The organism is Vulcanisaeta sp. (genome assembly GCF_049966235.1).
GTDB classification, from domain to species: Archaea; Thermoproteota; Thermoprotei; order Thermoproteales; family Thermocladiaceae; genus Vulcanisaeta; species Vulcanisaeta moutnovskia.
The window spans coordinates 60970-83023 of record NZ_JBMFVA010000004.1; the positions used below are offsets into that span (position 1 = coordinate 60970).

Annotated in this window: 25 protein-coding genes and 1 tRNA gene; 14 read left to right on the forward strand and 12 right to left on the reverse strand. The window is 40.6% G+C overall.

Annotation, left to right across the window (positions count from 1 at the left end; translation table 11 throughout):
* Positions 1–126 precede the first annotated feature (126 nt).
* Positions 127–720, forward strand: a complete 594-nt coding sequence (locus tag ACP5L5_RS04245) for a LysE family translocator (protein WP_013605691.1) — start codon at positions 127–129, stop codon at positions 718–720.
* Between the two features lie 36 nt (positions 721–756).
* A complete protein-coding gene (locus ACP5L5_RS04250) occupies positions 757–2619 on the forward strand; it encodes a type II secretion system F family protein (protein WP_428761884.1) in 1863 nt (620 codons plus the stop codon).
* Between the two features lie 2 nt (positions 2620–2621).
* Here ACP5L5_RS04250 and ACP5L5_RS04255 read toward each other — a convergent pair whose 3' ends face one another.
* The 4 genes from ACP5L5_RS04255 to ACP5L5_RS04270 form a co-directional block, all read right to left on the reverse strand.
* Complete coding sequence (locus ACP5L5_RS04255; RefSeq protein ID WP_013605689.1) at positions 2622–3425, reverse strand: AAA family ATPase; 804 nt, start codon at positions 3423–3425, stop codon at positions 2622–2624.
* 115 nt (positions 3426–3540) lie between these two features.
* Positions 3541–3789 (reverse strand): CDP-alcohol phosphatidyltransferase family protein, encoded by a 249-nt coding sequence (locus ACP5L5_RS04260; protein ID WP_013605688.1) that lies wholly within the window; start codon positions 3787–3789, stop codon positions 3541–3543.
* A gap of 52 nt (positions 3790–3841) precedes the next feature.
* Positions 3842–4495, reverse strand: a complete 654-nt coding sequence (rnhB, locus tag ACP5L5_RS04265; protein WP_428761886.1) for a ribonuclease HII — start codon at positions 4493–4495, stop codon at positions 3842–3844.
* Complete coding sequence (locus tag ACP5L5_RS04270) at positions 4470–5378, reverse strand: hypothetical protein (protein WP_428761888.1); 909 nt, start codon at positions 5376–5378, stop codon at positions 4470–4472. The genes rnhB and ACP5L5_RS04270 overlap by 26 nt, the downstream gene beginning before the upstream one ends.
* Positions 5379–5394: 16 nt before the next feature.
* Here ACP5L5_RS04270 and ACP5L5_RS04275 point away from each other — a divergent pair, with 16 nt between their 5' ends.
* Genes ACP5L5_RS04275 through ACP5L5_RS04300 form a run of 6 tightly spaced genes read left to right on the forward strand, consistent with a single transcriptional unit; the run spans position 5395 to position 11631 of the window.
* Positions 5395–6648 carry a transglutaminase-like domain-containing protein gene (locus ACP5L5_RS04275; RefSeq protein WP_428761890.1) on the forward strand — a complete coding sequence of 418 codons (1254 nt, stop codon included), beginning with the start codon at positions 5395–5397 and terminating at the stop codon, positions 6646–6648.
* Between the two features lie 44 nt (positions 6649–6692).
* Complete coding sequence (locus ACP5L5_RS04280; protein WP_428761891.1) at positions 6693–7637, forward strand: AAA family ATPase; 945 nt, start codon at positions 6693–6695, stop codon at positions 7635–7637.
* Positions 7634–8731 (forward strand): DUF58 domain-containing protein, encoded by a 1098-nt coding sequence (locus tag ACP5L5_RS04285; protein WP_428761893.1) that lies wholly within the window; start codon positions 7634–7636, stop codon positions 8729–8731. Before ACP5L5_RS04280 ends, ACP5L5_RS04285 begins: the two co-directional genes overlap by 4 nt.
* Before the next feature lie 21 nt (positions 8732–8752).
* Positions 8753–9289 carry a hypothetical protein gene (locus ACP5L5_RS04290; protein WP_428761895.1) on the forward strand — a complete coding sequence of 179 codons (537 nt, stop codon included), beginning with the start codon at positions 8753–8755 and terminating at the stop codon, positions 9287–9289.
* 21 nt (positions 9290–9310) lie between these two features.
* Complete coding sequence (locus tag ACP5L5_RS04295; protein WP_428761897.1) at positions 9311–10474, forward strand: acyl-CoA dehydrogenase family protein; 1164 nt, start codon at positions 9311–9313, stop codon at positions 10472–10474.
* Positions 10471–11631 (forward strand): acyl-CoA dehydrogenase family protein, encoded by a 1161-nt coding sequence (locus ACP5L5_RS04300; RefSeq protein WP_428761899.1) that lies wholly within the window; start codon positions 10471–10473, stop codon positions 11629–11631. The genes ACP5L5_RS04295 and ACP5L5_RS04300 overlap by 4 nt, the downstream gene beginning before the upstream one ends.
* On the opposite strand, the gene ACP5L5_RS04305 is transcribed toward ACP5L5_RS04300, so the two are convergent.
* The gene (locus ACP5L5_RS04305; RefSeq protein WP_428761901.1) at positions 11623–12285 is read right to left on the reverse strand and encodes a uracil-DNA glycosylase; all 663 of its coding nucleotides are present in this window, start codon (positions 12283–12285) and stop codon (positions 11623–11625) included. The genes ACP5L5_RS04300 and ACP5L5_RS04305 overlap by 9 nt on opposite strands.
* A 53-nt stretch (positions 12286–12338) precedes the next feature.
* Between ACP5L5_RS04305 and ACP5L5_RS04310 the strand changes: the two genes are divergently transcribed.
* Genes ACP5L5_RS04310 through ACP5L5_RS04320 form a run of 3 tightly spaced genes read left to right on the forward strand, consistent with a single transcriptional unit; the run spans position 12339 to position 15015 of the window.
* Positions 12339–12788 carry a PUA domain-containing protein gene (locus tag ACP5L5_RS04310; protein WP_428761902.1) on the forward strand — a complete coding sequence of 150 codons (450 nt, stop codon included), beginning with the start codon at positions 12339–12341 and terminating at the stop codon, positions 12786–12788.
* 51 nt (positions 12789–12839) lie between these two features.
* Complete coding sequence (locus ACP5L5_RS04315; protein ID WP_428761995.1) at positions 12840–13964, forward strand: tryptophan--tRNA ligase; 1125 nt, start codon at positions 12840–12842, stop codon at positions 13962–13964.
* A gap of 31 nt (positions 13965–13995) precedes the next feature.
* Positions 13996–15015 carry a dipeptidase gene (locus ACP5L5_RS04320; protein ID WP_013605676.1) on the forward strand — a complete coding sequence of 340 codons (1020 nt, stop codon included), beginning with the start codon at positions 13996–13998 and terminating at the stop codon, positions 15013–15015.
* Positions 15016–15050: 35 nt separating this feature from the next.
* On the opposite strand, the gene fbp is transcribed toward ACP5L5_RS04320, so the two are convergent.
* The 3 genes from fbp to ACP5L5_RS04335 all read right to left on the reverse strand — a co-directional run bounded on the left by fbp (position 15051) and on the right by ACP5L5_RS04335 (position 17659).
* Positions 15051–16256, reverse strand: a complete 1206-nt coding sequence (gene fbp / locus ACP5L5_RS04325) for a fructose-1,6-bisphosphate aldolase/phosphatase (protein WP_013605675.1) — start codon at positions 16254–16256, stop codon at positions 15051–15053.
* 97 nt (positions 16257–16353) lie between these two features.
* Entirely contained in the window at positions 16354–17343 is a 990-nt protein-coding gene (locus ACP5L5_RS04330) for a DNA cytosine methyltransferase (protein ID WP_013605674.1), read from the reverse strand.
* A 37-nt stretch (positions 17344–17380) separates the two neighbouring features.
* A complete protein-coding gene (locus ACP5L5_RS04335; protein ID WP_428761905.1) occupies positions 17381–17659 on the reverse strand; it encodes a DNA-directed RNA polymerase subunit M in 279 nt (92 codons plus the stop codon).
* 136 nt (positions 17660–17795) lie between these two features.
* Here ACP5L5_RS04335 and ACP5L5_RS04340 point away from each other — a divergent pair, with 136 nt between their 5' ends.
* From ACP5L5_RS04340 to ACP5L5_RS04350, 3 genes are all read left to right on the forward strand, one after another.
* Positions 17796–18377, forward strand: a complete 582-nt coding sequence (locus ACP5L5_RS04340; RefSeq protein ID WP_428761907.1) for an alpha/beta fold hydrolase — start codon at positions 17796–17798, stop codon at positions 18375–18377.
* Positions 18378–18468: 91 nt separating this feature from the next.
* Positions 18469–18987 carry a hypothetical protein gene (locus ACP5L5_RS04345; protein WP_428761909.1) on the forward strand — a complete coding sequence of 173 codons (519 nt, stop codon included), beginning with the start codon at positions 18469–18471 and terminating at the stop codon, positions 18985–18987.
* Complete coding sequence (locus ACP5L5_RS04350) at positions 18965–19789, forward strand: AAA family ATPase (RefSeq protein ID WP_428761911.1); 825 nt, start codon at positions 18965–18967, stop codon at positions 19787–19789. Before ACP5L5_RS04345 ends, ACP5L5_RS04350 begins: the two co-directional genes overlap by 23 nt.
* A gap of 159 nt (positions 19790–19948) precedes the next feature.
* On the opposite strand, the gene ACP5L5_RS04355 is transcribed toward ACP5L5_RS04350, so the two are convergent.
* From ACP5L5_RS04355 to ACP5L5_RS04370, 4 genes are all read right to left on the reverse strand, one after another.
* Positions 19949–20047, reverse strand: a tRNA-Thr gene (locus ACP5L5_RS04355).
* A 43-nt stretch (positions 20048–20090) separates the two neighbouring features.
* Positions 20091–20225 (reverse strand): hypothetical protein, encoded by a 135-nt coding sequence (locus tag ACP5L5_RS04360; protein ID WP_428761912.1) that lies wholly within the window; start codon positions 20223–20225, stop codon positions 20091–20093.
* 173 nt (positions 20226–20398) lie between these two features.
* The gene (locus tag ACP5L5_RS04365) at positions 20399–20578 is read right to left on the reverse strand and encodes a PaREP1 family protein (protein WP_428761914.1); all 180 of its coding nucleotides are present in this window, start codon (positions 20576–20578) and stop codon (positions 20399–20401) included.
* 32 nt (positions 20579–20610) lie between these two features.
* Complete coding sequence (locus tag ACP5L5_RS04370; RefSeq protein WP_428761916.1) at positions 20611–22047, reverse strand: MFS transporter; 1437 nt, start codon at positions 22045–22047, stop codon at positions 20611–20613.
* Between the last annotated feature and the right edge of the window lie 7 nt (positions 22048–22054).

A 22054-nucleotide genomic window follows, 5' to 3' on the forward strand; every position in this document is an offset into this window, starting at 1 on the left:
TTGATTTTCTTCAATTGCTAAATATTAGCCGCCAAGTATTCTTCATCATCTGTTGGGTCCATCATCACCTCTTAATTTAGAATTCATACGTAAATTTTTAATTTTAAGTGCTAATGAGAATTATTAATGCTTCATCAGTTCTATGACTTTGTACTTGGAATGGTATTTGGTTTCTTCCTCGCAGTTCCCCCTGGGCCCATGAATGCATTAATTGCTGCTGAGGCAACTCGTTCGCCAATTCATGGAACTAGTGTTGGTCTTGGAGCTATGTCCGCAGATGGTATTTTAATGATAATAACATACTTCTTCTCCAGGATTTTGGGTCACTACGTGTATTACCTGTATTTCGTTGGTTTTGCCGTTATGATGTATTTAGCCGCGTCAATACTTAGGTCCACCTTCTCGCCCAGGAATACTAGTGGTAATAGGTCTCCATTCCTTAATTACTTCATGGGAGTTTCCATGGGCTTAACCAATCCCTATCAAGTGTTTTGGTGGCTTACGGCAGGTTTATCATTCATAAGTATATTTGGTATCTCTAGTATCATTGGTTTGTTTCTTGCCATACTTATTTGGGTCTTTGTGTTTCCGTACGCTGTACATGTTGGTAAGGTCTATGGTGGTTCCAGGGTTGATTTTGCCATTAAGCTCATCTCGGCATTAGGCATTATTGCATTCGCCGTTTATATAATTATTCGTGCACTGCTTTACTTCATGTAGAGGTAAGTTTATAAAGTTGAAATTATAAAATAGAATGTGGACCTAGACGAATTAGCATTATCGGTAATGGGACCACTAATCCTAAGGCTAAAGAATACGAGAATTTACGAGAAGCTAGAGAAAAACCTTGCATCATCACTATCATTCACAAGCCCTGAGCGGTACCTGGCCCGAGTCTTATTCATAACAACAATAATGCTTGTAATAACGGCCCCACTTGGCGTAATCCTCATAATACTGAACCTAAATAACGCCCTAATTCTGCTTAAAATGAAGTTATTATTCTCGACGCAATATGGGATTAGGGATCTTATCTTAATAGCCATAGGTATTGTTCTCATATTCATGCCACTTATTGTCTATGAAATAATGATAAGTATGCCAAGAATAACATCGAGCGACTTAGCCTTTAAGGTCGATACGGAATTACCGTTCTTTGTCGCTTATGTATCTGCAATAACAAACTCTGGGCTTTCCGTATTTAGGGCTGTGGAGAGAATTGCCGAGGCCAAGATCCTCGAGGTCATGGGTAAGGTGGCTAGGTGGTCATACATTAGGTTTAAGGTTTTTGGTGAGGATCCACTTACAGCATTGTCAAACGTATCATCAGCATTAGAGAGTAGATCCCTTAGGGAGTTCATTAGCGGTTATATAACTACCGTTAGGACTGGCGGTGATGTTGTCCACTACATAAATACTAGATTACATGACATAGTTAGTAATGCCATAGAGCATATGAATAGGGCTGCTGAATTCCTGGGAATGCTCATGGAGAGTTATATAGGATCTGCCGCAATACTCCTAATAGGCCTTGACGTACTTTATCTAGCACAAGCCGTAACACCGTTTGGCAATAGGTACGCAGCCTTCATGCAGGCAATAAACTCAAACTACATGTTTGGCTTGTTTATCGTACCTGCCATATCTATCGCCTTCATATACCTTGGTGAGGTATCGGCATTTAGATCGCCATATACTGATTATAGGCCGTATAAGTGGGCCGGTGTATCTATAGCCGTAGCTGCCGTACTTGGCACGCTTGAGTATATGGTATTATTCCACAGGGATCTAGGCAATAGGATCTATATACGCGGCTTACCGGTGCCTCTTGATTTCACGATTGTTTTTGGATTAACTCTTGCCCTATCCTTTGTACCAACTGCCATTTACTCAATGAAGGTTGTTGGCGAGAGGTGGGAGATTGATAGGGAGTACGCGGAGTTCCTTAGGGATGTGACTGAATTAAGGAAGAGTGGTTTCACGCCTGAAAAAACCTTTGAGACCCTGAGGTATACTAGGAAGTATGGTGCCTTTGATCAGTACCTAGATAAGATGGTTAAGCAGATTAGGTATGGTGTTCCGATTAGGGAGGTTCTATCATCAATAATGTCTAAACTACATAGTTATTACTCAAAGGTCTTCACGTTCCTACTCACCGAAACAATAGACCTTGGTGGTGCATCGCCACAGGTTCTTGATATGCTCGCTAGTTTTGCATCATCAATAGTAAGCGTCCAGGAGAATATGAGGGCTAGGCTGAGGCCGCTGAGATATGTGCCATACATAGGTGCAATCATACTAATAGTTACATTGGTTGTTTTAATATTCTCGGTAGTTGCGATAGTGACCAGGGTCGGACCTGGTGGTGTTGCGGCAGGTGGGTCAACGTCTAGTCCATTAATTAATTTACTGGCTACATCGTTCTCATTTACAATAACCATAGACTCCTTTATAATGGGGTTAATAGCTGGTAAGCTTGGTGAGGGAGAGTTATCACTTGGATTTAGGCATGCGGTTGTGTTAACGCTGATGGTGGTTATCTTCTATGCGTTGTCGCCATTCATAGCGAGCGGCTTATTTGGAGCCATGTCTGCACCATCGTCAAGCGTACCATATTAGGATTAATTGGTTGGTATAGTCTCCATTAAATAGTCTACGTATTTAAAAATTGAGTCAAGGGCTGATGATTCGTAGAATGATAGTTTTAAGCTCTCTATTTCTAATGCCTGCCTTACTATTGGGAATAATTCATCATATGGAATTACATGAGGTTCGATACCTACTATGTCCCTCAAAAGTTTCGTCCATGGATAACCACTCAAGGCATCCACTGGGTACTTAATATTAAGCATGTTTAGTATGGGTTTCAATAATTTATTGGTAGCCTTCACGTCTCGTATAAGATTAACTACATTGCTAACGGACCTTAAACTACTATGATCAGGTATTGCCACCAAGATTACATTTGTACTAACCTCAAGAAGTGTAATTAAAGTATCGTAGGATAGGCCAAGGGCTGGTGTATCGATTATGACGTACATTGGTGATATGGCCTCCACGGCATTTAGCAAGCCCCTAAGGAGGTATCTATCAATTCTAACTTGACCTGGATATGGACTTAGGGATGCGGTAAAGACGAGCTTAAATAAATCACTATCAATCTGCCAAGTCTTTACGTATAATGTGGAAAGTGGATCAGGGATCTTGCCCATGAAGTAATCAGCGAGGGTATTCATCATCTGTGTTTCAACGTTACCAAGCAATAACATGGTTGCGGTTCCACTATCTAAACCTAGGTCAATAAGCACGGTGGGGTATTGAGATCTTCCCCTTAATTCATAGGCGAGGATAACGGCCATATTCACGGCTATTGTTGTCTTGCCAGTACCACCCTTAGTGCCACTCGTTATTAAGATCGTCTTCACAAGATCACCAATTACACTATGTTTATACAGTAAGTAAATAAGAATTACTAGAACTAATATCCGTGTTCCTTAATATAATGATTTTATTTTTCATTCTCATACTTTAAATTAAGAATTATCTCTTTGGTTTCTTGAGCGGCCTTCTCTTAATGTCATCAGGGCTCGGCTTATTACTTTCCATTTCAAGTCTAACGAGTAGGTTCTCAATATCCCTGTTTATCATTAATATTCCCAGGACATTTAGGAGAAAGCCTATTATGAAGAATGATGATGAGAGCAATACATTATTGATTATTGATAGGAGCACAAATCCAATAACCATGAATACTAATCCAATTATTGTAATCATTAGGCTAATCCTCATACGCGTAAAGCCAGTAATTTCCTAGGTATTTATATTTAATGAGCCATGGTCCTCATAAGTACTTATCTAAGTGATTACTAAGCATTTTCTTGGCGGTCGACCAACTCCTTCTAACTATTGGTGGTAGGTCACCATGTTTCTCAATCCACCTCTTAAGGAAGGCAATTGTTCTTGGGTCACTAGGGTAACCGCTCCCAAAATCTCCAAATTCTCTATGTAGCCTCTCAATTATTGAGTCCCTAACCACCTTAGCCACTATACTTGCCGCAGAAACTACTGGAATTAACTTATCAGCTTTGTTCATTGCGATCACATTAACATTACCACTGACCCTCTCCATGATCATATCCCTAAACCTCTCGGGCTTGGGATCCGGCGAGTCAATATAAATAGTATGAACCTGAATATTACTTAACGCCTTATTAATCAATTTAATGGTTACCTCTACTTCAAGAATATTCAGAGCATTCATATTCACATACCTATCAATTATCACTGGTTCAATGATTTCATAGTCTATGTAATTTAGGATTGACTTAAGAATAATGAATAATCGAGACCTGCTTTCAGGGCTTAGTTCCTTTGAATCCTTAACACCAATTTCTCGTAATTTATTCATATCATTAGTAACCACTATTGCCATAACCATGGGCCCAATGACTGGTCCTCGGCCAGCCTCATCAATGCCTCCTATAAATCCCTGCATTGAGCGCCTCCTTAACTAGTCTCTTAAATTCCTCACATTTAATTGGTCTATTTCCATAAATAGCCATCTCATAATAATTAATCACCCTATTAACAGTATCATTAAGCTGGTAATTATTCCTTAGTAAATATTTACTAAGATCTCTATGGGTTAAGGAGGGATCCCTAACGCCGAGTTTCTTTACGAACTTTATAAATGCATCGTTAATGCAATCCTTATTATCACGTATCTGAATTCTAAGAAAAGGTAGTGATATTAATAGGGCGATCATTAACACTGTTGTTAGTAATGAAGAATTAACGATAATATGCATAATTATATTGCTACTTTCCCCTTTCTTATTCACGCCATGCATAACGGTGGATTGAGCATTATTAATATTGCCATTACTCATTATGAAATTACCACTAACATTATTACTCATAATTGATGATCTCTCTGTCATTTGACCTACATGGTATGTTCGTTGACCAATCACCACATAATCAGAGGTACCATATATAGTAATATTAACGCCCGGCGTTGCGGTAACTTCATTACCAACGTTACCTGAACTTATTGATGCGTTTATTGGCGTTAATTCTGCAATGCTTATTGTACCATTAGTGTATATAATACCATCAACCAGTAGGTAATTATCACTGATTAAGCCAATTCCAGAGAAGATCTCATACGGTTGATTTGATAATTCTCCTGGTGATATTACAATGATTATTCCATTGCTTTTAGATGTACCGTTTATTAGGGTAACGCTAAGTACAGGCCAGTTAATGATATTGTAAAAACCCACGTAGGCATTACTGAATACGGTACCTGGTGTAATAATCAATGCTACAATTAGGATTAGTATTGCCATGGGTATTAATGATTTATTAATCAGCATTACTGAGCAATAAATGATGAGCTTACTAATAATGCTTTTGCTACTTGAGTCGATGCAGAGCAATTTATCAGCAATGTCTCTTAATGTTTCCTTAACGTATGTTGGTAGTGCCTTCTCAGTCAATGTATATCGATTATCGTATGGAAACCTCACGGGTTACTTAATGGCATCCCAGGGCGCTTATGAAGGTGAGTTCGCCGGTTTAATTAGGCTGGGTAATTTGACGTATATTGGGATATACAATGGAGTGATAATTCGTTCGTCGTTCATAGGTTACTTTACCCCTATTATTGCCTATGAATCGATATCAGTACCTACGGTATTAACACCAGGTAATTATTCGAGCTTTGAGGCAACTGCTCGATCAGAAATACCTATTTACCTAAGGTATTTAGTGTTTAATGAGTATAGCAATGGAACGCTAATGAATACATTATCTTTAATAACGGTTAATACCTCAAGGCCACCATTAACTATTTGGTTTAGTAGTGGGTATGATTGTAATGAATACAATATAAACGTAACATTTGATGAGCCTGTAAGGGTTGTACCAATACCCGTTATTGTTAATACACAACCACCAATAACATACTTTGTGAGTAATGTATCGATAGTGAGCGTGGCGCCTCAAACAGTATTAATGCTACTTGAACCAGGCGATATAGTTGTTGCAGAATCACCAATTACTGAGGCTAATTATACAATGTATGTTTGCAGGAAACTAATGAGTACTAGTAGTAATGGTTATAGCTTCTTATACGTAATGGAGTATTTAGGATCTACTGGAGTTTCAATTCCTAATTCAATTATTATGAACACACTCGGTATTAAACAATCAAGTAATTTAATGAATATTGTTAATAGGGTATTTTATGTATTATCGAGTGGTAAGTATAGGCTTATTACGTATTCCGTAGGTCCTGAGAACCTAATCAAGACTGGAAAGGGATCTATTATTGATTTTATGGTGTTCGCAATGACAGCTTTAAGGATTTATGGCATACCCACGAGGGTAGCTCTTGGCTTTTACGGTATTAGTAGTGGTAATAATTCCTATGTATTTAGCCCGGGATCAAATATTTTATGGGATGAGTCGTTTATCGGTAATGGTTGGATAATATTCATGCCAATACCCTCTTATGTTAAGCCATCAATGGGCATTAGCCTTAGTAATTTAGCGTCCTCAGTAATTATCGGCTTAATACTTGTACTACCCTGGTTGATTGGTTACTTAATATATATATTACTAAGCCATGTAAAGGCGCGCTGAGTTTAAAATTTAATCCATGCTGGATTATCTTTAGGTAAATAGTGATGAGAACGGTTGATTCAAAGCAAATTATGGATAGGCTAATGGGGGAGGTTTCTAAGTCTGTAATTGGTTATGAGCAAGAGGTGAAGCTTTTGTTTGCGTGCTTAGTTGCAGGTGGTCATGCATTGATTGAGGGTTATCCAGGTTTAGCCAAGACAACTCTAGTTAAGGCATTCGCTAAAGCCCTGGGTCTCTCCTTCAGTCGTATACAGTTCACTCCTGATTTATTGCCAAGTGATATAACTGGTTCACTCATTTTCAATCCTAAGATCGGAGACTTCGAGGTTAGGTTCGGCCCGATTTTCGCAAATATAGTCCTTGCTGATGAGGTTAATAGGGCTCCTCCTAAGGTTCAGTCTGCTTTGCTTGAGGCTATGCAGGAGGGCCAAGTAACAATTGGTGGTAAGTCCTATGAGTTGCCAAAGCCTTTTATGATAATTGCCACACAGAATCCTATTGAACTCGAGGGAACATACCCACTACCAGAAGCACAACTGGACAGATTCATGATAAGAATAAAACTGGGATACCCAAGTGAGGATATTGAGTTTAAGATAACTGAGAACATAGACCTTGGTAGCATAAGCTCAATCAATACCGTAGTGAGTAAAGAGGATATTGAGAGTTTGCAGGCGTTAGTGCGATCGATATATGTCGATGATTCAATCATTAGATATATAGTGAATTTGATAAGGGCTACGAGGAATGCCCGTGATGTGAAGCTCGGTGCGAGTCCGAGAGCTGCACAAATACTAAGTAAGTTGGTTAGGGCTTGGGCTTTATTGGATGGTAGGGATTACGTGATACCTGATGATGTAAAATTATTAGCACCTTATGTGCTTAATCATAGAATAATAACCCTCGGCGCTGATAGTACTATAATAATTAGGCAATTACTTCAGCAGGTACCAACTCCACTTATGGAGAGGGTGCTTCGTAAATCATGATACGCGTAATACCGAGCAATAAGTTATTGATTATATACCTCGCCCTATCTGGCATTACTTATCTTGGGTTATTGACCAATAACCTATTTGGGGTTTACTTCGGGCTGGCGCTATTTATAGTATTTACATCATATGTATTATCATGGTACTTACTAACCATACTCACTGCATTATATTCACAACTAGCCTTTAGTCAAGATAATGTGGGATTAATGGTAGGTTCATCAACGGTAATTGGCATCAGGATTTTGTCTAAGATACCATTACGATGGGAAGCAAGGCTTACATTAATTCATCCGCCTCATATTCAATCCAGCGTTATAAAGATTAGGGTTAATGATGGTGATTTTATGGTTAAATTAACGGGTAAGTGGATTGGGGAGGTTAAGATTATTGGTGGGATTATTGATTTTGAGGAGCCCTTAAGGCTTTTATTAATCCAAAGCCTGCTTCTCAATAATGGTGTTAATGTTGTTATAAGGCCAAGACAACTTAGCAGTGCAATTAGTAAGGTGGAGATTGATGGATATACTGAGTATGGGGCGTTAATGGAGGGTAGACTAGGCGATTTTAAGTCATTGTCTGTGTATGATTATGAACGATCTGCATCAACAATACACTGGCTAACGAGCGCCAGGGTTAATGAGTTAATGATGATTAATAGGAGTGATTATGGCTCATGCCCAATATTCATAATGAATTCATCATCAAGGGTATTAATACCACAAAATAACGAGAGACCTATCGATAAAGCCCTTCAGGCAATAAGCGATTTATCCCAACACTGCGGTGAAGTAAGTGTAGTACTTGTGAGTAAGGATCATGTAGAGCAGAAAATATTGAGTAAAGTCATTATTCCCTATTTAGAACGTGAAATAAGGATTAAAATGATTAGGAGTTGTGATATTAATAACGTAACTATGAACATACCAGATTACTTTCGCAAATACATAGATTATAATAAATTGCTTGAGATAGCATATATAAGGTCTCCCTTGGGGGATGAGCCGTCTATTGACGAATTGAATAAGGCATTAAGTACCGTGAGTAATAGGGATAGGGTTATTTTATTAAATATTGATTTGGGTAATTAGTCACAATTATTAGTGATTATAATGAAGCTTAATAATTATATTTCCTATATCCTAATTAGTATCATATGGTTAATACTTGAATTAACATTAACACAATATGCACAATGTTCCAGTACAGCGTTTCTTAGTATATTGGTTAATGCCATATCCATGGTAGTGGTATCGTATAGATCCACTTATCATAAATACTTATTCGTAATAAATATTGTATTATTGACGTACATGGGCTTTCTAATACCTGAGGCATTAGTAATACCTTATATTGTAATTCTCATGGTGAGTATTGTGTTGTATTCGTCATTAATCGGCATACTTAAGTTCTATCCTATACTTCTATCCTTGTTTATAATATACCTATCATATATTGTGGAAAGGGTCATAATAAAATTGCCAATACTTAATGGATTTAAATCGTTAATTGAAAGTACAGGTATAAATGTGGGCTTATTCATAGTCGTATTTACTTGGTATTTTTCATTATTTATTATTTCAATTGTCATAATATTACTAATAATATTTTTGGGTAAGAAGGTAATGATCTACAGTAATATTTATTAGCACACTATTTTATTAAGTTATATGCCAGATCCTTTTTTAACGGAGGAGCATCAACTCATTAGAAATAGTGTTAAGGAGTTTGCTGAGAGGTATATCGTTCCCATAGCCAGGAAGATGGATCTAGAGGACTACTACCCAAGAGATTTGATAAGAGAACTTAGTAAGCAGGGCTTTCTAACGCCATCAGCACCACCTGAGTATGGTGGACCCGGAATTGATCTTAGGGGTAGTGTTGTGGTTGTTGAGGAGTTGAGCCGGTATAGTCCAACCCTCGGCTTCATTACCGAGATAGTAAATGACAACATAGTATATGCGCTACTCAGGTATGGTACTGATAGACAGAGGGAGGAAATACTACCAAAGATTGCCGGCGGTGAATGGGTAGCATCGTACGCGCTTAGTGAGCCTTGTTGTGGTAGTGATGCTGCTGCTATTGAGACTAGGGCTGAGAGGAGGGGTGGTGAATGGGTAATAAATGGTAGAAAGATCTGGATCACGCAAGGAGCCTATGCGGACATTTACCTACTCTTCGCAAGGACTGGTCCTAAGGAGGCTAGGCATAAGGCAGTAACGGCATTCCTCGTGAAGAGGAGTGATTGCGTTGAGGTTAGTAAGTTGGAAATGATGGGTATGAGGGGTGCCGGTGAGGCTGAGGTTAAGTTTAATGATTGTGTAGTTGGTGATGATGATGTATTGGGCAAGGTCAATGAGGGATTTAGGATAGCCATGGTTACATTGGACCTTGCAAGAATAGGTATCTCAGGCGTAGCCCTTGGACTTTCCCAAGGTGTACTTGATGAGGCTTTTGAATGGGCTAAAACCAGGACTGCATTCGGAAAGCCATTGATTGATTGGGAATGGGTTCAGTTCCAGTTAGCCGATATTAAGGCTAAGCTTGAGATTGGTAGGACAGTAACATATAAGGCTGCCTGGCTTTATGATAATAAGGACCCATCATTCGTGCTCTATGCTTCAATTGCTAAGCTATACACGGCCCAGATGGCTGTTGAGATAGCGAGAGATGGCGTTCAAATACTTGGTGGCTTTGGTTATTCAAAGGAAAGCTTCTCGGAAAGGGCTTATAGGGATGCTAAGGTCCTTGAGATTGCCGAGGGTACTAATGAAGTTCAGAGGATGGTCATTCACAAAATACTAACAAGAGGATTACCAGAGGTAGAATTATGATATCAGTAAAACACCCACTATTAACTAAGGACCATGAAAGATTCATGGAATTAGTTGATGAGTTGAGCAAGAGATTCATAGAACCTGTTGCTGATAAAATTGATAGGGAGAATTATTATCCACGTGAAGTAATTAGGGAGTTAGGTGAAAATGGGATACTAGCACCAGTAATGCCGAGAGAGTATGGTGGTTATGGCATGGATATATTAGGTACGGCATTATCTATCGAGGTGATATCGAGATATAGCGGTTCCATGGGAATACTAACCGAGGTACAGGGTTTTCTGGTAACCGATGCTTTTTATACGTATGGTAATAAACAGATGAGGGAGGAGTTAGTTCCTAAGTTAGCTAGGGGTGAATTAATAGGTTCATTTGCGCTTAGTGAGCCTTGTTGTGGTAGTGATGCTGCTGCTATTGAGACTAGGGCTGAGAGGAGGGGTGGTGAATGGGTAATAAATGGGAAGAAGATGTGGATAACCCAGGGGCTTTATGCTGACGTGTACATAGTATTCACGAGAACTGGACCTAAGGAGGCTAGGCACAAGGCAATAACAGCATTCCTAGTTAGGAGAAGCAAATGTATTGAGGCAAGCCCAATATATGTCATGGGCATAAGAGGAACAGGCACTTCTGAGCTTACTTTTAATGATTGTGTAGTTGGTGATGATGATATTGTTGGTAAGCCTAATGAAGGGTTCAGGATAGCAATGGAGGCGTTAAACCTGGGAAGGATTGCCGTGGCCTCAGTTACCCTGGGCCTTGCTGAGGCAGCACTTACAGAGGCCCTTGGATGGGTTAAGAATAGGAGAGCATTTAATCAACAATTAAGTGATCTGGAGTGGGTTCAGTTCCAGTTAGCAGATATAATGGCGTATATGGAGACCATGAGATCTATTGTGTATGACGCAGCCTCGCGTTTTGATCGTAAGTATGAGGACTACTACGCATTTGCATCAATAGCTAAGTTAACATCCGTACTCATAGGCATGGATATTATTCGAAGAGCCGTACAATTAACGGGCGCTTATGGCGTGTGGAGCAATAGTAAGTTGAATAGGATTTACAGAGATGCTAAATTAATGGAAATTGGTGAGGGTACAAATGAGGTGCAAAGAATGGTAATTTACAAGTGGTTAAGTAAATACCTAGGTTGATTCACAGCCAGAGTATTCCATAGCCATCCTTAAAATATTCACTAAATCACGAATCCTTAATCTACCCGTATTAGTATTTCTTGGACTGGGATGGTAACTCATGAATATCCTAATACCATTAAAGTCAATATACTCACCATGCCTAAACTCAGCCCTAATTCCTAGGGCTAATTTAATGCCGAGGAATGCGATATGTCCAAGCGCAATAATTGCCCGAGGCCCAACATGCTCAAGCTCATACCTAAACCAATTACCTACGCAAGTATGAAGCTCCTCATTACTAGGCCTATTATTTGGCGGTACACACTTAACGACGGATGTTATGTATATGCACTTCAAAGTCACACCATCATTCCTGGAAATACTATAGGGCTTATTAGATAGACCAGCCTCGTATAAGGCCCTAAATAGGAATTGGGCACTACTATCCCCAGTGAACATACGCCCAGTCCTATTACCACCATGCGCTGCAGGCGCCAATCCGACAATCATTATACGAGCATTATTTAGATCGCCCCATGGCGGTACTGGTCTCAACCAATACCTATCATTCATGAATCTTGGCAGCGGCTTAACTCTCTCCCTATAACTTACTAGTCTTGGACATGCCCTGCACTCTATTAACTTGCTTATGAAGTCGTTATACCAACTCACAATGTTAATACGTATTAAACCTTAAAATTAAGGTATTCCTTAGGTCCAGAGGGATGGATCAATTAACTAAGGACATAATTAGGGGAGTTATATCTTACATTTACGGGCCTGATGTATTAAAGAGATTAAGTGGTGAGTTTAGAATTGAGGTTGGTAAGACAGGTGGTTTGAGGAGAATATACCTTGGTAATAAGCTTGTCTTCACAATTAGGGCGAGTGATGGCCGCCCGCTACCAACACTTGAGGGTGCACGGTTAATTGATAGGATGGTTATTGTGAGTAGGGATGCGGCACACTTCGTGAGGCAGGGTAGGAGTGTCATGGCTAAGTTCGTTATTGACGTTAGGAATGCTGTTCCCGGTGATGAGGTTGCTATTTATTCGGAGGATGGTGAATTACTCGGTGTTGGTAGGCTAGTTCTATCTAAGGAAGAGGTGCTGAGTGTTGGTAGAGGTGTTACGGTGAAGTTAAGGCATCATGTAAGGGATAATGGAGAGAAATAACTAATAATGCTTATATTTAGTTAGTTCTTTAATGGGCGTGGTGATTACTATCTGGCGAATGAGTATACAGTAACGCCTTGGGAGGTTAAGGGTAAGGTAGACTACATGAGGCTTGCCCATGAGTTCGGTGTTCAATTAATAACAGACAATGAAATTAATACATTGCGTGAATTAACTGGTGAGGTTCATTACCTAATAAGGAGGAATTTCTTCTACGCGCATAGGGATTTACAATCAATCCTAAATAGACAGAGAAATGGATTGAGATGGGCGCTATACAATGGTAGAGGACCGAGCGCTGATCTTCATATTGGGCACTTGGTTCCCTGGATGCTAAGTAAGTGGTTTGTGGATAAGTTCAATGTTGATTATTTCTTCGAATTAACGGATGATGAGAAGTTCCTAGTGAAGGAAGGATATGCCCTGGAACAAACCAATAAATACGCGTACGAAAATGCCCTGGATCTAATAGCCCTTGGTTTCACGCCCGATAGGCTCCATATAATTATTGACAGTGAGGATATTAAGTATTTATATAAAATAGCCATTAAGATTGGGAAGAAATTAACTCTATCGACTGTTAAGCACACCTTTGGGTTCACGGATTCAACTAATGTCGGTGCTGCCTTCTTCCCAACCCTGGAAATAGCAGTAGCGTTCCTACCAACTGAGCTATATGGTGAGAATGTACCCGTTTTAATACCAACGGCTATAGATCAGGATCCATACTTCAGGTTGGCTAGGGATGTGGCTGATGAATTAGGTTATCCAAAACCATCTACGATATATAGCAAGTTCATACCCGGTTTAACCGGTGAGGACAAGATGAGCGCATCAAACCCTGACTCAGCAATTTACGTAACTGATAGCGAAAGGGATGTAAGGAGGAAGATAATGAATGCCCTAACTGGTGGTCAACCGACGGCTGAGCTTCAACGTAAGTATGGTGGTGACCCGGACAATTGCGTTGTTTATAAGTATCATCTACTTTTCCAGGACAGTGATGAGAGGGTTAAGAAAATCTATGAAGATTGCAAGGTTGGGAAGTTACTATGCGGTGAGTGTAAGATGATGTTGTTTGAAAGGATTAGGGAGTTCATGAAGGAGCATAATGAGAGAAGAGAGAGGGCTAAGGATGTAATTAATCAGTATAGGATTTCCGTAAAGTTCAAATAATCCTAATTAGTACCGTCTTAGTAAATGCGCTATGGTTAATTATCCAGTCATTGATCTTCATGAGGATATAGCCTATTACTTAATGAATTCAGGTAGGCTTGAGGAGGAGTTTCAGGACTTTGATATTGATGCACCAGGTAGGCAATCAGATATACCTAAGTTAATTAGGGGTAACGTTAAGATAGTATTTGGTGCGGTATTCCCGATACATGACACGTATAATCCATTGATTGGTGAGAGAATATCCTCAGGCTATGGGACACGGTCGATAAAGTCCTACACACCAGCAGCATCGAAGTTAATAGGATTCGAAATGATAAAAATATACTTAGTACTAACGAGAAGATTTAGTAGGTTTAGAATTATTGAGAGTTATTCCGATGTCGAGCAAATACTGAATAGTGATCTCATTGGATTACTGATGTCAGTTGAGGGTGCTGACATGATTGATGATCCATACGACCTATTATTACTTCATAGACTTGGTATTCGGGCGCTCGGTATTACCTGGAATTTTGATAATAGGTATGGTGCATCATGCTTCACGAGGAAGGACTATGGATTGACAATGGATGGTGAGGAGCTAGTTAGGCTAGCTAATGAGCTTGGTGTCATAATTGATTTAGCGCATGCCAGTAGGAATACAATGATTGATGTTTTGAATATATCGAAAAAACCAGTAGTAATAAGCCATGCCAATGTACAGGGTGTGCATAAGCATTTGAGGAATATTGACGATGATGTATTGGAACTCCTTAGTAGGAATCACGGAGTTGTGGGTATAACCATGATACCATCTACCATAGGGCCACGGCCAAATACAGACTCGTTGGTGAAACACGTATTATACATACATGAGAGGTTTGGACCTGACATAATTGCCATAGGGACGGATTTCCTGGGAATCGAGAAGACCCCCGAGGATTTATCAAACATTGGTGAGATTACCAGGTTAATAAGTAAGTTGGTTGAGTATGGACTTGGTGATAATGATATCAGGAAAATAACCTTTGAAAATGCCCTTAGAGTCATAAGAAGTAATCTTTCGTAGGTTTTAATTATTTAATAAATATTGAAATATTAGTTTTAATCGTGACTAGGACCAGTAACTGATTGTCCTACCTGTGATGACACGAATTGAATGTATTGAAGCCTATTCTTCTCATACTCATCAACAGGCACGGACTTTAACTTCGAGAGTATTTGTGGTAATGTCGTGTACTCCATCTCCTCAGGCGGTAACCTATGGGGCATTACTGGGCCCATTCTCCTTATGTAATCCGTTATCTGAGCAGCTAACTGCCTGCTATAATCAAAGGCTGGGTCATCAAATAAATCAACAGGTCCTTCTAGATAACCGTCATGAACCTGGAAACCAATAGCTATTACCTTTGGTGGCCCATCAAACCTGGTCATCTTAGGCCCCATGGCAATCCTTTTCTCCAGGTCAATACTTATCATCTTTGAGGGCATTAATGGACCAACATGGCTACCCCTCATCCAACCCTCAACAAGATGCGGATAAGCAAAGGCCTCAAGGATCTCACCAACAGCTGGTAAGCCATGTTGCGCCCTAACCATGGCTACTGGATCATCCTTACCTACATAATGACCTGCAATTAAATTCAGCCTTTCAACACTAGTTACAGAGGCCTGAACAAAATCGGCCTTTCTATATATCCTTCTTATTATGTATCTACCTGGAGTACCTATTAGGCCTAGTATATCATAACTATTCTCGGGAGCATCAAGTAGGTAAACCTTACCTTCATATACATCAAGTATCTCGAATCTAAATCCTTCATGCATTGCTGGGTCAATAACAAGCCCAGCCGTGTTAAATGGGTCGGCAAATATTTTATAGAATGGTAGATTGAAGGCGCCTGGTTCGGTCTTATCCGCAGCAAATACCACGAGAGGTTCACTGGGTCTTTCCTCAAACTCCATCTCGGCAACCTGGGGACCTAAACCCCTGACATTTCCACTGAATGTGTCCTTAAGTAGGTCCTGGCCTGCACCGTAGAGTTTAACCTTCTTTGCGATGTTTTCTGTGGCCTCCTTAAATATTGACCAAGCTAATCCATGAATATCAGGGTTATTCTCACCCTTCGTGTGAGTCATGAGTAATGACATGTCGTCACCAACATTATACACAAAATAATCAATCAATAAGCCCCTCTTTTGTTCCTCCTTTAGTCTTTCAGCAGCGAATTCAAGTATCTTTGGATGCACCCAAGCGTGTCCAGGTAAGCCGCCTATGTCGGCCTTTATTATTGAGACCGTGGTCTTCATTGATAATAATTATTAAATCGATGTATTAATACTTTACCCTTACAATATTTATAATGCTTATAGTGGTTTAACAAGGCAAAAGTAATTATAAGGATCACTATATTGTTGGTAAAGGCAAATTAGCACTAATGTTACTTCTCTCCAGGTATTTAAGGACAGTCCCGGCAATTGCAAGGGCAAGCGGTGGTGGAACAGCCTCACCTATTTGGTTAAATTGGGAGTCCTTAGGTCCAAAGAATATGTGATCATCAGGAAAGCCCATTAGCCTTGCCTGTTCCCTAACAGTCAGTACTCTATCCTCAAAGGGATGTACAAAACGCACACTACCCATGACAGTAGGGGCTGGCTTCCATGGATTAAGTCTCACGAAATTCCTAAACGAGCCAGTGGCACCCCTGAACCTATAAAGAGCATCATCCCAATTAAGCCTTGTTATTCCTCTAATCTTTCTATCACTAATAGTTACATATTCATGGTTAGGAATACTTGGGTCACCAGGACTTGGTAAATCACCAATGGCATCCCACACCGTTAACACCCTACCCAGCCTCTCAGGTCTTATGGGTATATTACTAATGAAGACCCTACGCCTAACACTTGGCGTTCCATAATCCTCCGCATGAAGTACATTGAAGTATATCCTCTCATAACCAACCCTGGCGAACTCATTGATTAAGGCATCCCTTAATGGTCCATCCATTATATGGACAACATTCTCAAGAACAAAAACCTGGGGCTTTAATTCACCAACAAGCCTAATGAACTCAAGGGTTAGCCTGCCCAGTTCATCAACATAAAGCCTATCGAGCGGGTTCTTAGCCCTTCTGGGATTCGTTTCAGTAAATGCCTCGCAGGGACTACCACCAATCACAACATCGGGTTTATCACCAATATACTTAATTACATCCTCACCCCGAATATTCTTAATATCATCAACGAGCATAACGGCATCCGGGAAGTTATAACTATATGTCCGTGCGGCATTAATGTCAATTTCAATACCAAGTACTACATCGAAGCCGGCATCAAGAAATCCTCTACTGAATCCTCCCGCACCTGCGAATAGGTCAATTACGGAGTATCGCATTATTACCTAACAAACAATAAGTAACTTCATTTTAATCCTAATCCTCCTCCTGTTCACTCTCCGTCTCGTATAGATTATCAAGGAGCTGCTTAACGTAGTCCTCCTTAAGCTCCTTCTCCTCCTCGCCAGGCTCCTTCTCCTCATAACTCTCTACTATTACGGCACCCCTCTTCTCAACACTCTTCTTATCAACATAGGACTTAGCATCACTGCTCTTCAATTCCTCCTCATAACCACACCTCTGACACCTCAGGTAAACCTTTCCCTCCTTCTTCACGGGGACCATCAACCCTCCACATCTAGGACAAAATCTCATGCGAATTAACGTAAGCAAAGAACTTACTTAAAAACCTTATGACCACCTTAATCAGGAATTACACAATGGTACAAATTAAGGTAATGATTAGCGAGATCTGGGAAAGTAAAATAAAAGGTTGATCTAGGGTTTTGCCGTGAGCGAGAATTGGATGAGAGTGAATGGTAGGTCGGTGAGGTACTTAGTGCATGGTGATGGTAAACCAATGGTCATGGTACACGGCTTTAGCTTCAATGCTAATGACTGGATTAACTGCTGCGGAAATGATTTCCCTGGATTTAGGATATATGCCATAGACATGCCATATGGACCCAAATCAAGAAGCACGCATTTCGATATAAACGACCCAAATGATTACGCAAATCACCTATACTCAATAATTAAGGCATTGAATATTGAGGCACCTATACTTATTGGTGCAAGTTTGGGGGGTGAGACTGTCCTTAGGTACTTAGTATTGAATTATCCGGCGGTTGCTGGTATTGTTGTTGGGCCTGTTAGGGTGTCAAGCATCAACCTATCCAGGATAAAGGTCCCAGTGATGGGCATCTGGGGAAGCAAGGACAGGGTCTCTGGTAGGGAGAATATGGAGGCTATGAGGGGGGCTGGCTTTAGGGTTGAGGTAATTGATGGTGCTGGTCATCCTGCCTATCTCGATAGGCCCAGGGAATTTGTGAAATTAGTACTTGATTTTCTCAAATCCATTAATGCCATTTAGGATTATTAATATCAATACCCATGTATTATCTACATAATAATTACTTATTATAAGGCATAGCATAATTTAATACTGAATTAAAACCTATACCGTGGATAGGTTGGATCTGGCGTATGTAATTGGAGTTGTGCTTGGTAGGGAGGATATTGATGGCATTAGAGTTGCGTATACAACGTACATGAGTACCCTGGGTAAGTGGGTTAAGGACCCTGATAATGTTGTTCAATACCTAGTGGATATTGGCAAGGCCAAGGTTGTTAAGAGTGGTCAGGGTAGGAGTGTGATATTGACGGATAGAGAAATGATGAGTAGGGTAAATAGCATATTAACGCCCAGGGAGGATGTCGACCCACTAACACTGGTCATTGAAGGCATTAGGAAGTTGGCAAATCCACTGTCTGGCTATGCGGATATTGGTGATGTTATTAAGTACATAGAGGGTAGACTCAATGTACCAACTAAGGAGGCTGAGGAATTCCTGGTTAAGGTGATTAAGTTTCACAGAGGTAGATTTGTGTTTGCGCATGGTGGTTCCCGCAGGTTAAAAATTGGTTCATCATACTATGGTCTGGTAAAGGTGGTGGGTGATGCAGAGGTTCTTAGTTCCTAATAGGGGTTCGAGTATAAGATTGCTTGGCCCGTCATGGAGGGCTGCCAGGGAGAAGTTGTTAGGTATGGTTCATGAGGATTACCAATTAATGGCGATAATTGGTAGGGCAGGTACTGGAAAAACGACATTGCTCCTTAGTCTTGAGGGCATTGGTGATGGAATATTCATGTATGCCGACATGACCGAGGTTAAGGATAGGGATTTATCAGCGATAGTCTCTACGGTATTTGCGGATAATATTCGTGAGGTTAGGGAGATTCAGGAGAAATTGAAGAGAATGAGCATAAAGGGATTACTTAAGGCATTTGCAAAGGCGGGTCCTGATGAGGTTGTTGAAAGTGCAAAATTGAAACCAATGGAAACACTAAAACTACTCAATGATGCAGTGGAATTACTGGGCATGGCGCCATTAGTAATTGGTATTGATGAGGGATTACTCAGTCAGGATGATCCTAGGTCCATGGACTTCATAAACGCCATACACGCATTTAGGAATAACATGCAGGCAATACCGTCGACCAAGATAATAATTACGTTGCTCCCAGACGTGGTTAACCTAATATCGAAGATAGACACACCACTATTCGACATACTGAGGCTAGGGGCAATAACACTACCTGACTACGTAACTCCAGAAGACCTAAAGGAGGTAGCCCAGGAGTACGGACTAGGCAAAACCGAACTAAGCAAAATAGAGGCACTCGGGCCACTAACTATGAGACAACTCATATGTCTAATGAACACAAAGATGGACATAATAAAGTGCGGAATAGACACAGCGGGGGAAATATCAATAGAATAAACTAAAGAGTCAATGTAAATAAAAAACCATAGTAAGCACTCGAACTATTTGCATCTTCTACATGCTCTTATACATTTATTAAGTATAATCTCAATCACATAGCCAACTATATAGATTAGTGCTATATAATAGAGTACTATAATGGAGAGACAACGAACGTGGAGCCCCGGCCGGGATTTGAACCCGGGACCTCCCGCTTACAAGGCTTGCACGGGGCTATTGCCCCAGGGCGCTCCGACCAGGCTGAGCTACCGGGGCGAAACACTTGTTTCCCTGAGGAATTTTAAGCTTTTCGTGATGGTTATTGAACGGCCTTCTTCGTAAGTTCTCTAGTCTTACTTATTAATGTCCTTGTATCCTTGGCTGCAGACTCATCATCTGGATATGGACTTAGTATGCCCTGTTTATCTGGCCCATTGTATTGGGGCTCATGCAATCATAGCGCCATGTTTATGTATATGTCAATGTCATCGCCTATTACCTGGCCACTGTTTTCAGCACAGTTGTTGACATAACAGCTACAATCCAGTAAGCCTTTCCAATCCTCATTCTGAAACCCCTTAATTTCTTTGTACCTGGGAATAACTTCCTTAATTCATTATATCTTATCTACAGCATATGCCGCCGCTCTAGCGTCTTCCATGCCTGGAATGCCCTACCTGCTACGTTCATCATAAGTCCCTGATTTAGGAATGACTCGGCGAGCTCAGCTTCATACATTGCCTCCCTCAACCTGGCCTCCCTGTACTTATTAAGATCGAACCAGGGCTTAGGTAATTGCTTCATCATGGGGGATAATGAATGATCTCACTTTAAAATACTTATGGCTTATTTACTATCTTTCTTTGTTGTGTCATTGGTACCCTGGTCCTACTCCAGGAGGTTGTTATAGCAATTACTATTAGGGCTAGGGATGCTCTAAATGCCATGTGTAGGCTGTTTATGAAGGGTGCCATTAGGCTTGGTGTTAGTGTTGATGATCCCACGAATATTTGGAAGGCAATGCTTCTTGGTATTGCCATTGAGGATACTACAATGGCAATTATGAAACTGAGTAATATGCCTATGTTGCCAATGGTTCTATTCGTTCCCGAGGCTATTCCATACATGTCCCTCGGTACATCGAACATCACCATCTTACCATTGGCTGCGAAGAACATCCCAGCCCCAATGCCGCTTATTGATGCTATTACTGTTATGTAATAAAACGGTGTTGTTAGCGTCAGTAATATGTCGTATAATACGTATGCCACGGCTTGAAGCGTGAGGCCGATTGAGGCTATTACCCTGGCGTCGGACCTATCCGCCAATTTACCGCCGAATGTCGCCGCTATTGAGCCAAGTAGGTAACCAGGAACTAGCCATATAGATGCGTAGAATGGGTTTAACCCCCTAACCCCCTGTAAATACATTATCAATAGGAATAGTATTGCATTATTAGCCATGTACTGGAAGAAGTAGGAGAAGCTTGATAGCGTGAACATCCTGATCCTGAAGAGTCTCAGACTTATTAATGGAGACTTCGTCTTGGTCTCTATATAAATAAATAGCAGGAATAAGACTACGCCTACCAACGTCATCACACCTACGGTAGTGTTATAGCCAACGCCCGCGTAGGTTATACCAGCCATCGATAGGAGGCCAAGGGATAGCCCAAGGGTTATTGCGCCATATATATCAAACTCCTGCCTAACCCTAATACCCCTGTCCCTTAGGTATGCTAAGCCCATTATGAAGCTGATTATGGCTATTGGCACGTTAATGTAGAATATCCACCTCCAACCAATAAATGTTGTTATGATACCGCCAGCCAGTATACCAGCCACGGCACCCAGGTTCCAACCCATTGACGTGGTTCCAAACACGAACCCCCTCTCCTCGGGCTTAAAGTAATCACTGGCTATGGCCATGGTATTACTAGACATGAGCGAGCCTCCAAATGCCTGTACCGTTCGGAATCCAATAAGCTCTATGGCATTGGTTGATAAACCACATAATGCACTACCTACACCAAACAGTATTACGCCTATATTGAACATCTTGGCTCTACCCCTTAGATCGCCGAGCTTTCCTAACTGTGTTGAGAATATTGTGACAGCGAGTATGTAAATTAGTATTACCCAGACAAGTATTGATAAGTCGGTGTGTAATGCCGTTAGCATTACGGGTATTGCAAGGACAACTATTGTGCTATCCAATGCAGTCATAAATGATGCCAGGGTGAGTAGCGTTAATACAATGAATTGCGCCCTATCCATTAAGGTG

Bases quoted from the DNA above. Each gene is read 5' to 3' on its own strand.
- ACP5L5_RS04245 (WP_013605691.1), top strand. From the start codon at position 127: ATGCTTCATCAGTTCTATGACTTTGTACTTGGAATGGTATTTGGTTTC.
- ACP5L5_RS04260 (WP_013605688.1), bottom strand. From the start codon at position 3,789: ATGAGGATTAGCCTAATGATTACAATAATTGGATTAGTATTCATGGTT.
- rnhB (WP_428761886.1), bottom strand. From the start codon at position 4,495: ATGCAGGGATTTATAGGAGGCATTGATGAGGCTGGCCGAGGACCAGTC.
- ACP5L5_RS04270 (WP_428761888.1), bottom strand. From the start codon at position 5,378: ATGCTGATTAATAAATCATTAATACCCATGGCAATACTAATCCTAATT.
- ACP5L5_RS04275 (WP_428761890.1), top strand. From the start codon at position 5,395: ATGAGCTTACTAATAATGCTTTTGCTACTTGAGTCGATGCAGAGCAAT.
- ACP5L5_RS04280 (WP_428761891.1), top strand. From the start codon at position 6,693: ATGAGAACGGTTGATTCAAAGCAAATTATGGATAGGCTAATGGGGGAG.
- ACP5L5_RS04285 (WP_428761893.1), top strand. From the start codon at position 7,634: ATGATACGCGTAATACCGAGCAATAAGTTATTGATTATATACCTCGCC.
- ACP5L5_RS04290 (WP_428761895.1), top strand. From the start codon at position 8,753: ATGAAGCTTAATAATTATATTTCCTATATCCTAATTAGTATCATATGG.
- ACP5L5_RS04295 (WP_428761897.1), top strand. From the start codon at position 9,311: ATGCCAGATCCTTTTTTAACGGAGGAGCATCAACTCATTAGAAATAGT.
- ACP5L5_RS04300 (WP_428761899.1), top strand. From the start codon at position 10,471: ATGATATCAGTAAAACACCCACTATTAACTAAGGACCATGAAAGATTC.
- ACP5L5_RS04310 (WP_428761902.1), top strand. From the start codon at position 12,339: ATGGATCAATTAACTAAGGACATAATTAGGGGAGTTATATCTTACATT.
- ACP5L5_RS04320 (WP_013605676.1), top strand. From the start codon at position 13,996: ATGGTTAATTATCCAGTCATTGATCTTCATGAGGATATAGCCTATTAC.
- fbp (WP_013605675.1), bottom strand. From the start codon at position 16,256: ATGAAGACCACGGTCTCAATAATAAAGGCCGACATAGGCGGCTTACCT.
- ACP5L5_RS04330 (WP_013605674.1), bottom strand. From the start codon at position 17,343: ATGCGATACTCCGTAATTGACCTATTCGCAGGTGCGGGAGGATTCAGT.
- ACP5L5_RS04335 (WP_428761905.1), bottom strand. From the start codon at position 17,659: ATGAGATTTTGTCCTAGATGTGGAGGGTTGATGGTCCCCGTGAAGAAG.
- ACP5L5_RS04350 (WP_428761911.1), top strand. From the start codon at position 18,965: ATGCAGAGGTTCTTAGTTCCTAATAGGGGTTCGAGTATAAGATTGCTT.
- ACP5L5_RS04365 (WP_428761914.1), bottom strand. From the start codon at position 20,578: ATGATGAAGCAATTACCTAAGCCCTGGTTCGATCTTAATAAGTACAGG.
- ACP5L5_RS04370 (WP_428761916.1), bottom strand. From the start codon at position 22,047: ATGGATAGGGCGCAATTCATTGTATTAACGCTACTCACCCTGGCATCA.